Genomic DNA, 12,003 nt, shown 5'->3' with positions numbered 1-12,003 from the left:
AGAGACAGGGCGTTTGGAACTATCCAAAATGGTGCGTCCACATCAAACGGGGCAGGGCCTCTCGACAGGTTGTAAAGAGACTTCGCACATACTTCTTCGAAGAGATACTGAGCCTTTGCAGTATGGTCGGACGTTTTCTCTGCTCGCAAAGTCTTGTGGCGTATGTGCTGGAAGAGATTGTGAGCCCGCGACCACGACCCTCTGTCGTCAACCATTTCCAACAATCGTTGGATGGTTTCCGTGTCGCCGCAATACGGCGCGAAAAATTGTAAAAGGCGCCGTGTCTGGGGAATCACAAGACCGTCTCCGAGGTGCCGCCTTCCTACAGCCCAATCTCATGCGCCCAAGGCGGATTGGCGCCGGCGCGGGAGACGGTGACGGCGGCGGCTTTGGCGCCGAGCGTCAGGGCGTTGCACACCGCCTGTTCGTCGAGCGAGGCGACCTGCGCCTTGGTCAGCAGGCCATCCCGCTTCAGCGAGGCCAGCACGCCGGCATCGAAAGTGTCGCCGGCGCCGACCGTGTCGACGACTGCGACGCGCTCGCTCGGCACCGTCACCTTGCGCTCTTTGGTATAGCCGGAAGCGCCTTCGGCGCCCTTGGTGATGACGACGAGCTTGGCGCCGTGGGCAAGCCAGTGGGCGGCGAGCGCGTCGTGGTCGCCATCAAGGCCGAACCAGTCGAGGTCTTCGTCGGAGAATTTGACGATGTCGGCTTTGGCCGCCATGCGCTTGATGCGGGCCATATGCGCCGGCTTGTCCTTAATGAAGCCGGGGCGGATGTTGGGATCGAGCGAGATCACGCGCTTTTCGGCTTCACGGTCGAGCAGCGCCTCATAGGTTTCGCCGCAGGGGCTCGGGATCAGGCTGATCGCACCGAAATGCAGCGCTTCGCAATCGTCGCCGAGGGCAGGCAGGTCGGCCTCGGTGATCATGCGGCCGGCCGTGCCTTCGTCGTAGAAGGCATAGGTCGCCTGGCCGTTGACGAGTTTGACGAAGGCGATCGTCGAGGGGCGCGGGGTGATGGCGCAGGGGCTGTAATCGACATTGGCGGCCTTCAGCGTCGCAAGCAGGATTTCGCCCATCATGTCATCGGCAATGCCGGTGAAGAAGGCGGTGGGAATGCCGAGGCGGCCGAGCGCGATGGCAGTGTTGAAGATCGCGCCGCCGGCATAGGGCGCAAAGCCCTTTTCGCCTAAGGTCGTGTCCCTTGGCAGCATGTCGATCAAGGCTTCGCCGCAGCACAAAATCATCGAATTCCTCCCAACAGCAGTGATATGTTCTTCAACCGATTAAGTGAGCTTTTGTCAACTGATTAGAGCGAAAGCTCACTGACGCCGCCATTGCGTCCCGACCAGGCGAGCGGCGCATCGAGGAAGGCCTCGACCTCTGCAAGCGTCTTGTCGTCGAACAGTTTCTGCGCCTTGGCGACCGCAAGCACGTTACGCCAGGTGGCGATATGATGCAGCCGGACCTTGCCGTCGGTAAAGCGCTGTTGGCCGAAGATATCGTAGAAGAACAGCGCGATGCCGTGATCGACGATGCCGCCGGCGGCGCGGACCGCATCGATGAACTTGAACATGCTGCCGCCTGCCGTCGTCAGGTCTTCGATGACGAGCACGCGCGAGCCTTCCGGCATATTGCCTTCGATCTGGGCATTGCGGCCATGGCCCTTCGGCTGCTTGCGGACATAGATCATCGGCAGGCCGAGGCGGTCGGCGAGCAGGGCGGCGAAGGGAATACCGGCCGTCTCGCCGCCGGCGATGCAATCGAACTGCTCGAAGCCGGCATCGCGCAGCAGGGTGCTGGCGGCAAAATCCATCACCGTCGAGCGGATGCGCGGGAAGGAAAGCAACTTGCGGCAATCGATATAGACCGGGCTCGCCATGCCGGAAGAGAGCTTGTAGGGCTGGGCGGCATTGAAATGCACCGCCTTGATCTCCCAGAGCATCTTGGCCACCAGTTCGGCCATCATGGCGCGGTCGGGAAATGTCGTCTGGATCATGCGGCTCTCCTTCAGCTTTGCTCCCTGCGGCAATAGCAGCAAGAGCCCTGCGTTTAAAGACGCAGCCGAGCCTATTCCCGCAACAGACGGTCGATATCGGCGATCTGCATCTTTTTGAACAGGACAAGCGCCTCGGCGCCCTCCGCAGCATCCAGCGAAACGGCATAGCGCACGGCGGCGGCCAGCAGCTGCATTGTCAGCCGGGCGATCGCCAGAAGCTCGCCGTGGTCGCGATCGGGCCACAGGCGGACGAGCACGGCGAGAAACGCCTGGGCGTGGAATTCCATGTCCTCGGCATCGATCTGCTGCAGCAGCTTGTCGGTATGGGTCGCATGCCAGAGATCGCGCATGACGGGCTCACGGCGGAAAAAGGCGTAATATTCGTCGACGATATTGGCGAGCGCGCCTTGCAGGGCCGCGGCGTCGGCGACCTTGGCCAATTCCGCCTCGACACAGCGCCTGCCCTCTTCGTTGAAGCGTTCGGCCAACGTCCGGATGATCGCGCTCTTGTCGGGGAAATACTGGTAGAGCGCGCCGAAGGAGATGCCGGCCTTCTCGACGATCTCGCTCATCTTGAGGCCGTCGCTGCCCTTGCTTTCGATCAGTTCGGCGGCGACGGCGAGGATCTTTTCGAAGCGTTCGCGGCCGCGCTGCTGGCTGGGGATCCGGCGCGGCTGGCCCGTATGCTGCTGACGCCTGCGCGGCGCGACGGCCTGTTCCGACAATGCTCTCTCCTTCACGGTTGACAAACAAAATAAGAGAGTTTATCTCATTTCGCAAATGAGAGAGTTTCTCTTATTTTATCCAGGAAGGAGCTTCGACATGCAGATCGTCCTTATCCTTTCACTCGTCGCCGCTGCGATCGGCAGCGGCCTTGTCGCCGGTATCTTCTTTGCCTTCTCGACCTTCATCATGACCGCCTTCTCGCGCATCCCGGCGGAACAGGGCATCGCCGCGATGAACTCGATCAACGTGACGATCGTCCGCTCGCCCTTCATGGTGCTGTTCGTCCCGACGGCGATCCTCTGCCTGGTCATCGCAGTGCTGGCGGTGATCAACTGGCGCGGCGGGGCGTCGGCGCTGATGCTGGCGGGAGCGGCGCTCTATGTCGTCGCCTCCTTCCTTTCGACCATCATCTTCAACGTGCCGATGAACGATGCCCTGGAAAAGGTGAGCGGCAACGGGCCGGAAGCGGTTGCGCTGTGGAGCACCTATCTCAAGGACTGGACGTGGTGGAACCATGTGCGAACGGTGGCCTCGCTGCTGGCCTCGGTCGCCTTCGTCCGGGCGCTGATGATGGTTTGAGAAAGCGGCGCCGGTAGCCCCGCGGGCTCACCACCCTTGCCAAGTCAGTTTAGGCCGTGACTGACATTGTCTGGTTTCACTAGCGGATGGCGTCTGACCGGGCGTCTGCGCTGTGAATAGTCTCCCGTGCCTACCCCACTCTCCGTCATGCTCGGCCTTGAGCCACTGCTGTCCGGTTTAAATTGTGTCACCATTGGAGGCTCATCTGGCCGGGATTTCCGGGAGGGTTGTTGCGTGGTTTTAGCAGGCGGTCGATCCTTTTGCGGTGCATCAGGTTGGTGCGCACCAGGCGGGCGAAGGCCAGCGGGCTTATGATGGTGGCCTGGTCGGCCTTTGCCATCTGCAGCAGCAGATAGGCGATCAGAGCGACGGCCACCTGGATGCGCACTGCATTTTCGCTGTTGCCGAGGAAATGGCGGATTTTCAGCGTCTGCTTGACCCAGCGGAAGAACAGTTCGATCGCCCAGCGGCGCTTGTAAAGTGCGGCGATCTCCTCGGCCGGGGCGGTAAGATCGTTGGAGAAGATGCGCAATATCTTGCCGGTTTCGATCCGCACGCCGATCTCGCGCACCGGCCGGTTCATCGGATTGCGGCGGCTCCTGGCCTGGCGCTGCGGCAACAGGCCGATGCGGTCGAACAGGATGCCGGCATCCTCGTTGACCGCCTGCTCGGCGCTCGCTGTCAGTTTCGTATGGGACTTGAGGCGGGTGACGATGCGGCAGCCGGCGGCATCCAGCTTCGCCCACCAGCCGAAATCGTAATAGCCGAGATCGAAGACATAGGTGGCGCCCGCCTCGATCGGCATCTCCTTGGCGGCGGTGATGTCGTTGACATTGGCCGCGGTGACGGCCGCATAGATCGGCCGTTCGGCATTGGCATCATAGACGACGTGCATCTTGGCGCCGCAGGCCTGATCGGAAAAGCGGGCCCACTGCGATCCCGCCCCGGAAAGTGGCAGACTGCTGCCGTCGATCAGATAGACCGCCTCGCCGATGGCCCGCTTGAGGCCGCGCCCGGCGCGGGCCAGCATCTGCGTAAACAACTCGGTAAAAACGGCGCTCGGACGCAGGCCGTTGGCATCGGCGAAAGTCGAGCGCGACACCGGGCGAGCGCCGAGATGGTAAAGGCGGGCACTATGGCTTTCCAGGGACCCGACGATCTCGCGCAGGCTGACGGCACCGGCAAGCTGGCCGTAAAGCAGGGCGATCAACTGGCTCTTCGTCGACAGCCGCCGAACATGCTTGTCGGCCTGATGCTCCTCCACAAGTCTTTCGAAGATCGTCCACGGAATCCGCTTCAACAGATCATGAAAGACGCTATTGTCATGCCGCACGGTGTTGCTCCTATTTCGTGTCCGAGATCGTCGCGAAACGCTCGAATACGAGTAGAATCAACACCGTGCACCATGTCCACTAAATTTAAACCGGACAGCAGTGGCCTTGAGCCGAGCATCCACGCCGGGTCCACCGGCAGTCGTGGCATGGATCCCAGGCTCAAGGCCTGGGATGACGGAGAGTGGGGTTGGCGTTTTCGCCAAACGTGCCGTCAGCGTACTGAGGCACGCCACAGCGGGTGTTTCATTCGGCCGGCACTTACCACACCCTCCCTGCTGTACTCAGGCTTCGACCCGGGGGGATGTCACGACTGTGCACGACGAAAGAGGCGTCAGCGGACTTTGTCAGCCGCCTCGCCTATGCCTGCTCGCAAAAAGCGATGCGGTTGCTGAAGGGGTCGATGACGGTCATCTCCAGCCCCCACGGTGCTTCCTCGACGCCCGGCTTCATGTAGCGATAGTCCTTGCCGGAGAGTTCGGCGTGATAGGCGCGGACATTGGCGACGCGCACGAAGGCCTTGGCGCCGGGGCTGGCATCGCCGGAATGTTCGCTCAGATGCAGTGCCATGCCGTCGCGCGAGACCTGGCAATAGAGCGGGAAGTTTTCGCCGAAGCGGTGCTCCCAATCGAGGTGGAAACCCAGGAAGCCGCAATAGAATTCCATGGCTTTCTCGACCGAAAAGATGCGGAAGATCGGCGTCGGCGGCTCGATGCCGATCACCGAGGGCGAAGCGCTCGCAGCCTCGATCTTCGCCGAGAGGATATTCCATTGATCGAGCCCGAACTGCCGGGCGACGATTTCGAGCGTCTCGCTATGGGTCAAGGAAATGTCGCGGTCGGCAAGCGCCTGCCGCAATGTCTTTGCCATGAGCTTGGCATCGCGAAAATCGCGCATGATGTCATCCTTCCGTTGGCGGCAAACAGGAAGATCAGTGCCCGCGTCTGCTGACCCGTTCGCCATCGATCGCCAAACGGCAAGGGACGTGAAGGATGGTATCGGGATGCATTCACCATAACGCCGAACTGTCAAATGTCGGGCGTCGCGGGGCGGCTGGCTGCATCCGGCCGAAGGCAAAGCTATGAGAGGATGCGGCCGGAATCAAGACGCGGTGCGCGATACCTCGGCCGGAACCGCTCTGAGGTGGGCGGCAAGCTCGACGCGATTGCGGCCGCCGCGCTTGGCGGCGTAGAGCGCCTTGTCGGCGGCACTCAGCATCGTGTCGAAATCCGGCATCTGCGAGCGGCCGGGGGCGACGCCGACGCTGACCGTGCATTTCAGCATCTGGCCGTCGATATCGATCTCGCGCGCCTCGAAGGCCCTGCGGATGCGTTCGGCAACCAGTTCGGCCCGGCCGGGCATGATCTCTTTCAGCACCAGCGCGAACTCTTCGCCGCCGAGCCGGGCGGCGGTGTCGCCGGCTGCAATGGGCTTGGAGTTCGTCGGCGAAGACCATGAGCACGCGGTCGCCGGCGACATGGCCGTAACGGTCGTTGACGGATTTGAAATGGTCGATATCGAAGACGATGACGGCGGTGGTCGTGCCCATCGGGCCCGCCCCGTATTGGTCGAAGACGGCGCGGCGGTTGAGCAGCCCCGTCAGCGGATCGGTGATCGCCTCCAGACGGTGGCGGGCGGCAAGGCGCCACTGATGCAGCGCCAGCGACAAGGCGCCGATCCCGGTCATGCCAGCGATGCAGACGGCGAGGCTCAGATCCTCGGCCCAATTGCTGGGCGCGGCCCCGAGCACCAGCTTGCCGTCGGCAATCAGCACGGCGGCGCAGAGCACGAAGGAGATCGCCGTGGCGGTATAGAGTGCGGCAATGCCGAGGATCGGCGCCGGTGCCTCGGCGCGGGCGAGCCAATATTGCCGGGCGGTGGCAAAGAGCAGGAGGGCGATGGCGAGATTGTCTGCGATGAAGGCCAGGCCGTCATAACCCGCCAGCATCGGCGCGACGGAAAAGATCATCGCGGCCAGCGCGCGCATAGCAATGGCCGGGATCGACAGGCAACCGGTGAGGAACTGTTTGCCGGCGCCCCAGATGGTGGCGAAACCGGCATGGAGCAGTACGAAGCTGCCAATGGCGAAGGCTGCTTCCGGCCGGTTGACATAGGCGCTGTAGACGAAGATTCCGCTGACGACGAGGACGAGGCCGATCGTAGCGGTCAGCAGCACGGTTTCGGCCCGGCGCACCAGCCAGCTGCCCATCAGGGTCACGGCAAGGCATGCCGCGGAGACACCGAGCGCCAGCAGGAGGGAGTTATAGTCAAGCGTCATGCTCTTCAGTCTCCGCAGCTGTAGTCGCGCCGGAATATCGGCAACTCATGGGGTCCGCGACGAGGACTGTCTTACGCATCCGTTAACAAATGATGCACCGCACAATGCAAATGTTACGCGTTTAACGTCGCGCCGAAATTTTAGATGAATTTTCGATTTAAAATTGAAATCCGGACGCCTACGCCTGCGGCATCACTTGCCAGTGCAGGGCAAACATCGGATCGAAGACGGTGACCGGCCCGGCGCCCGTTTCAATCTTCGCGGGAAAGACGACCGGTTCGGCCTGCCGTGAGAGCGTGATGCGCTCCTCGTTCGGCGAAAGCCCGTACCAGGCCGGGCCGTTCAGCGAGGCGAAGGCTTCGAGTTTGTCGAGAGCACCCTCCTCCTCGAAGACATGGGCAAGGCAGCTCATCGTATTGATCGAGGTGTAGATGCCGGCGCAGCCGCAGGCGCATTCCTTCAAGGGATCGACATGCGGGGCGGAATCGGTGCCGAGGAAGAAGCGGGGGTTGCCGCTGACGGCGGCGGCGCGCAGCGCCAGACGATGGTTTTCGCGTTTGGCGACCGGCAGGCAGTAATAATGCGGGCGGATGCCCCCGACCAGGATGGCATTGCGGTTGATGATCAGGTGATGGGTGGTGATCGAGCCGGCGAGATTTGATTGGGCCGCCTTGATGTAATCGATCCCGTCTGCTGTCGTCACATGCTCCATCGTCACCTTCAGCTCGGGCAGGCGCTTGCGCAGCGGATCGAGCACGGTGTCGATGAAGACGGCTTCGCGGTCGAAAATATCGACCTCAGGCGTCGTCACCTCGCCATGGACGCAGAGCGGCAGGCCGATCCTGGCCATGCGCTCCAGCACGGGCATCGCCTTTTCCAAGTCGCGCACGCCGCCATGCGAATTGGTGGTGGCGCCGGCCGGATAAAGCTTGACGGCGGTGATCAGGCCGCTTTCGGCACCCGCCTCGACATCGTCGGGGCTGGTGTGCTCGGTGAGGTAAAGCGTCATCAGCGGCTGGAAACGGTGGCCGGCCGGCAGTGCCTTGAGGATGCGGTCGCGATAGGCCGTGGCATCTGATGTGGTGACAACGGGCGGCACGAGATTGGGCATGATGATGGCGCGCGCGAAGGTGCGGCTCGTATCGGCGATCACGCCTTCCAGCATGGCGCCGTCGCGCAGATGCAGGTGCCAGTCGTCAGGGCGGCGGATGGTGATCGATTGCATGGCAGGCCTCCGAAGCGATGCGTCTGCGGCCTCGATACCACCATCCGTCATATCAACACAATCGCCACGGCATCACGCCAGCGCGATCTCCAGCGTCACATCGGCCGGACGGCGGTTTTCGAGGATCAGCCGGCCGTTCGGCAGGTCGTTGCCGTAGACCTTGGCGCTCGCTTCTTCCTCGGTCAGCCTATAACCGCGCCAGCGATCCCAAAGGCGCTCTTCCAGCACTTCGATCGGCGGGGCGAGCATGATGGTGTAATCGAAGATGCCGTCGAGTTCGGCCCATTTACCCTGGGTGAAGAGCAGATAATTGCCCTCGACGATGATGAAACGGTCCTTCGGGTCGATCGGCCGGGCCGAGGCGATCGCAAGCTCGCGAGAGCGGTCGAAGACGGGAACGAGCACTTCCTGATCTGCGGGGCGAACCGCGCGGACAATATCCAGGAAGCCGCGGACATCGAAGGTTTCCGGAATGCCCTTGCGGGCAAGCAGGCCGCGTTCGATGAGAACGGCATTGTCCATGTGAAAACCATCCATGGGCAGCACCGCGACGCTCTCGCCCTTCGCCTTCAGGGCGTCGGCGAGATTGTCGGCCATGGTCGATTTACCCGCACCGGGCGGCCCGGCGATGGCGATCAGGAAACGTTTGGCATCGCCGGCGCGGTTTAGAACCTCGCCGGCAATTTCGTCGACTCCAGCCGTCATGCCGCGACGGGCTCCGTCGGCACCGCCTTGGCGCCGGTCATGAAGGCGACGGCGTCGGACATGGTGTATTCCTTCGGATCGATCACCGTCAGGCGCCGGCCGAGGCGGTGGATATGAATCCGGTCGGCCACCTCGAAGACATGCGGCATGTTGTGGGAGATCAGCACGATCGGCAGGCCGCGGGCTCTGACGTCGAGGATCAGCTCCAGCACGCGCCGGCTCTCCTTGACGCCGAGGGCCGCCGTCGGTTCGTCCATGATGATGACCTTGGAGCCGAAGGCGGCGGCGCGGGCGACGGCCACACCCTGACGCTGGCCGCCGGAGAGCGTTTCCACCGCCTGGTTGATGTTCTGGATGGTCATCAAGCCGAGTTCGGACAGCTTGTTGCGCGCCAGCTTTTCCATCGCCGGCCGGTCGAGCATGCGGAACAGCGAGCCGAGCGGCCCGGGTTTGCGGATCTCGCGGCCGAGGAACATGTTGTCGGCGATCGACAGTGCCGGCGACAGAGCGAGGTTCTGATAGACAGTCTCGATGCCGGCCTCGCGCGCTTCCATCGGCGAGCGGAACTGCACCGGCTTGCCTTCGAGGGTAATCACCCCCTCGTCCGGGGTGACGGCGCCCGAGATCGCCTTGATCAGCGAGGACTTGCCGGCGCCGTTATCGCCGATAACGGCGAGGATCTCACCCGGATAGAGGTCGAAATCGGCATTGTCGAGTGCAGTCACGCGGCCATAACGCTTGACCAGACCGCGGGCGGTGAGAAGGGGTTCGCGAGCCATGATTACACCGAAACCTTTCTGATCCACTGGTCGATGGCGACGGCGGCGATGATCAGCACGCCCGTCAAGAGGACTTTCCATTGCGGGTCGGCGCCGAGCATGTTGAGGCCCATCGACACGACGCCGACGATCATGGCGCCGAAGAGCGTGCCGAGAATGGAGCCGCGGCCGCCGAAGAGCGAGATGCCGCCGATCACAGTCGCGGTGATCGCCTGCAGGTTATAATCGGTGACCGCCGAGGAGGGCGAGATCGAGCCGTTGCGACCGATCGAGACCCAGGCGGCGAAGGCGGCGATGACGCCCGAAATCGTGTAGACGGTCAGCAGCACCTTCTTGGTCTGGATGCCGGAGAGCTTGGCTGCTTCCGGATCGTCGCCGACCGCATAAACATGCCGGCCCCAGGCGGTGTGATTGAGCACGTACCAGAGTAAGAGGACGAGCAGCACCATGGCGATGACACCCAGCGTCAGTACGGCGCTGCCGACCTTGAAGCTTGCGGCAAAGAGATGCAGCAGCGGCGCCTGTTCGTCGACATCGGTGTCGCGGATCGTCTCATTGGCGGAATAGATGAAATTCGTCGCCATGACGATATTCCAGGTGCCGAGCGTGACGATGAAGGGCGGCAGCTTCATGAAGGCGACGAGGAAGCCGTTCAGCAGGCCGCAGAGCCCGCCGACGAGGAGGCCGCCGATAACGGCGATCGGCGTCGGGATGCCGTAGGTGATGGCGACATTGCCCATGATGACGGCCGAGATCACCATGATGACGCCGATCGAAAGATCGATGCCGGCGGTCAGGATGACCAGCGTCTGGGCGGCGCCGAGAATGCCGACGATGGCGATCTGCTGCAGGATCAGCGTCAGCGTGTAGGACGAGAAGAACCGTCCGCCGATCGTGACCCCGAAAATGATGATTGCCAGCACCAGCACGATCAGCGGCACGGCAGCCGGCGTCGAGTGCAGAAAATGCTGGGCGCGCTTGATCAGCGAGACATCCTGGTGCTCGAAGGAGGCGACGTTCTTGTCGCTGCCGTCGAGGACGCGTTCGAATTCCTGTGCTCCGGTCATGGTTCCTCCTCCGCATCCGCGCGCCGAACCCGCGCGGAGGCCGTCACCCATATTCATCCGTTCGTTGCTTAGCCGGTGGGGTGACGGCACATCGTCCGTCCAAAACGGCCGGGGATCAAGCCCCGGCCGCTTTCTCTTTCAATAGATCGGGCTCAGCCCCAGCACTTAGCCGTGCCTTCTTTGGTGTCGATCGACTTGACGCCGGAAACCGGCTTGTCGGTGACGAGCGAGACGCCGGTGTCGAAGAAGGACTTGCCTTCGGTCGGCTTCGGCTTTTCACCCGAGTCGGCGAACTTCTTGATCGCCTCGATGCCGAGCGACGCCATCAGCAGCGGATACTGCTGCGAGGTGGCGCCGATGACGCCTTCCTTGACCGACTTCACACCCGGGCAACCACCGTCGACCGAGACGATCAGCACGTTCTTTTCCATGCCGACGGCCTTCAGCGCCTGATAGGCGCCGACAGCGGCCGGCTCGTTTATCGTGTGGATGACGTTGATGCCGGGATCCTTCTGGAGAAGGTTTTCCATGGCCTTGCGGCCGCCTTCTTCATTGCCGTTGGTCACGTCATGGCCGACGATGCGCTTGTCGTCTTCGTCGCCGATCTTGTCCGGGTTCTTCGGGTCGATGCCGAAGCCGATCATGAAGCCCTGGTCACGCAGGACGTCAACCGTCGGCTGCGACGGAGTCAGGTCGAGGAAGCCGACCTTGGCATCCTTGGCCTTGTCGCCGAGCGTTTCCTTGGCCCACTGGCCGATCAGCTTGCCGGCGAGCAGGTTGTCGGTGGCGAAGGTGGCGTCGGCGGCATCGGCCGGCTCAAGCGGCGTGTCGAGCGCGATGACCAGCAGGCCGGCATCACGGGCCTTCTTGACCGCGGGCACGATGCCCTTGGTGTCCGAAGCCGTCAGCAAGATGCCCTTCGCGCCGTCGGCGATGCAGCTTTCGATCGCTGCAACCTGGCTTTCGCTGTCACCGTCGATCTTGCCGGCATAGGACTTCAGCGAAACGCCGAGTTCCTTGGCCTTGGCCGTCGCACCTTCCTTCATCTTGACGAAGAAGGGGTTGGTGTCGGTCTTGGTGATGAGGCAGGCGGAAACGTCAGCCGCCATCGCCGGAGCGGAGAAAGCGACGCCGAGCGCCAGCGCGCCGAAAGCGAGAACAGATTTCTTCATGGAACTCCTCCCAGAGTTTGCCGGCGCCGCCTCTCGCGGGGCCGGAATCTTCAGATATGACACTTCGCCGTGGATCTTTAAGCTTCCAAAGCCGTCCCGTGTCCTTGACGAGGCAATTAAGAGCGAAAAGAAATCGGCTT

11 protein-coding genes and 1 pseudogene are annotated in these 12,003 nt (G+C 62.6%); 1 reads left to right on the top strand and 11 read right to left on the bottom strand.

What is annotated here, in order from left to right:
- Positions 1 to 322 precede the first annotated feature (322 nt).
- From RHEC894_RS02550 to RHEC894_RS02540, 3 genes are all read right to left on the bottom strand, one after another.
- Positions 323 to 1,249, bottom strand: a complete 927-nt coding sequence (locus RHEC894_RS02550; RefSeq protein ID WP_085735967.1) for a carbohydrate kinase — start codon at positions 1,247 to 1,249, stop codon at positions 323 to 325.
- A 62-nt stretch (positions 1,250 to 1,311) separates the two neighbouring features.
- The gene (locus RHEC894_RS02545) at positions 1,312 to 2,001 is read right to left on the bottom strand and encodes an orotate phosphoribosyltransferase (protein ID WP_085735965.1); all 690 of its coding nucleotides are present in this window, start codon (positions 1,999 to 2,001) and stop codon (positions 1,312 to 1,314) included.
- Positions 2,002 to 2,072: 71 nt separating this feature from the next.
- On the bottom strand, positions 2,073 to 2,726 hold the full coding sequence (locus RHEC894_RS02540) for a TetR/AcrR family transcriptional regulator (protein ID WP_085735963.1): 654 nt from the start codon (positions 2,724 to 2,726) through the stop codon (positions 2,073 to 2,075).
- 97 nt (positions 2,727 to 2,823) lie between these two features.
- Here RHEC894_RS02540 and RHEC894_RS02535 point away from each other — a divergent pair, with 97 nt between their 5' ends.
- Positions 2,824 to 3,306 carry an anthrone oxygenase family protein gene (locus RHEC894_RS02535; RefSeq protein ID WP_085735961.1) on the top strand — a complete coding sequence of 161 codons (483 nt, stop codon included), beginning with the start codon at positions 2,824 to 2,826 and terminating at the stop codon, positions 3,304 to 3,306.
- Between the two features lie 187 nt (positions 3,307 to 3,493).
- Here RHEC894_RS02535 and RHEC894_RS02530 read toward each other — a convergent pair whose 3' ends face one another.
- The 8 genes and pseudogenes from RHEC894_RS02530 to RHEC894_RS02495 form a co-directional block, all read right to left on the bottom strand.
- Positions 3,494 to 4,639 (bottom strand): IS4 family transposase, encoded by a 1,146-nt coding sequence (locus RHEC894_RS02530; RefSeq protein ID WP_010069540.1) that lies wholly within the window; start codon positions 4,637 to 4,639, stop codon positions 3,494 to 3,496.
- A 358-nt stretch (positions 4,640 to 4,997) separates the two neighbouring features.
- Positions 4,998 to 5,534 (bottom strand): glyoxalase superfamily protein, encoded by a 537-nt coding sequence (locus tag RHEC894_RS02525; RefSeq protein WP_085735959.1) that lies wholly within the window; start codon positions 5,532 to 5,534, stop codon positions 4,998 to 5,000.
- A 204-nt stretch (positions 5,535 to 5,738) separates the two neighbouring features.
- Positions 5,739 to 6,915 (bottom strand): annotated as a pseudogene (locus tag RHEC894_RS02520) (GGDEF domain-containing protein).
- Between the two features lie 178 nt (positions 6,916 to 7,093).
- The gene (pyrC, locus tag RHEC894_RS02515) at positions 7,094 to 8,140 is read right to left on the bottom strand and encodes a dihydroorotase (RefSeq protein WP_085738827.1); all 1,047 of its coding nucleotides are present in this window, start codon (positions 8,138 to 8,140) and stop codon (positions 7,094 to 7,096) included.
- Between the two features lie 72 nt (positions 8,141 to 8,212).
- On the bottom strand, positions 8,213 to 8,845 hold the full coding sequence (locus RHEC894_RS02510) for a nucleoside triphosphate hydrolase (RefSeq protein WP_012482517.1): 633 nt from the start codon (positions 8,843 to 8,845) through the stop codon (positions 8,213 to 8,215).
- Positions 8,842 to 9,624 carry an ATP-binding cassette domain-containing protein gene (locus RHEC894_RS02505; RefSeq protein WP_010069299.1) on the bottom strand — a complete coding sequence of 261 codons (783 nt, stop codon included), beginning with the start codon at positions 9,622 to 9,624 and terminating at the stop codon, positions 8,842 to 8,844. Before RHEC894_RS02505 ends, RHEC894_RS02510 begins: the two co-directional genes overlap by 4 nt.
- Before the next feature lie 2 nt (positions 9,625 to 9,626).
- Entirely contained in the window at positions 9,627 to 10,691 is a 1,065-nt protein-coding gene (locus tag RHEC894_RS02500) for an ABC transporter permease (protein ID WP_085735957.1), read from the bottom strand.
- A gap of 152 nt (positions 10,692 to 10,843) precedes the next feature.
- A complete protein-coding gene (locus tag RHEC894_RS02495; protein ID WP_085735955.1) occupies positions 10,844 to 11,863 on the bottom strand; it encodes a sugar ABC transporter substrate-binding protein in 1,020 nt (339 codons plus the stop codon).
- Between the last annotated feature and the right edge of the window lie 140 nt (positions 11,864 to 12,003).

This window comes from Rhizobium sp. CIAT894 (assembly GCF_000172795.2).
In the GTDB taxonomy this organism is placed as follows: Bacteria; Pseudomonadota; Alphaproteobacteria; order Rhizobiales; family Rhizobiaceae; genus Rhizobium.
Note: the sequence above shows the minus strand (reverse complement) of the source record. Positions and strands in the feature narration are given on the sequence as shown.

Bases quoted from the DNA above. Each gene is read 5' to 3' on its own strand.
- RHEC894_RS02550 (WP_085735967.1), bottom strand. From the start codon at position 1,249: ATGATTTTGTGCTGCGGCGAAGCCTTGATCGACATGCTGCCAAGGGAC.
- RHEC894_RS02510 (WP_012482517.1), bottom strand. From the start codon at position 8,845: ATGACGGCTGGAGTCGACGAAATTGCCGGCGAGGTTCTAAACCGCGCC.
- pyrC (WP_085738827.1), bottom strand. From the start codon at position 8,140: ATGCAATCGATCACCATCCGCCGCCCTGACGACTGGCACCTGCATCTG.
- RHEC894_RS02500 (WP_085735957.1), bottom strand. From the start codon at position 10,691: ATGACCGGAGCACAGGAATTCGAACGCGTCCTCGACGGCAGCGACAAG.
- RHEC894_RS02495 (WP_085735955.1), bottom strand. From the start codon at position 11,863: ATGAAGAAATCTGTTCTCGCTTTCGGCGCGCTGGCGCTCGGCGTCGCT.
- RHEC894_RS02545 (WP_085735965.1), bottom strand. From the start codon at position 2,001: ATGATCCAGACGACATTTCCCGACCGCGCCATGATGGCCGAACTGGTG.
- RHEC894_RS02535 (WP_085735961.1), top strand. From the start codon at position 2,824: ATGCAGATCGTCCTTATCCTTTCACTCGTCGCCGCTGCGATCGGCAGC.
- RHEC894_RS02525 (WP_085735959.1), bottom strand. From the start codon at position 5,534: ATGCGCGATTTTCGCGATGCCAAGCTCATGGCAAAGACATTGCGGCAG.
- RHEC894_RS02505 (WP_010069299.1), bottom strand. From the start codon at position 9,624: ATGGCTCGCGAACCCCTTCTCACCGCCCGCGGTCTGGTCAAGCGTTAT.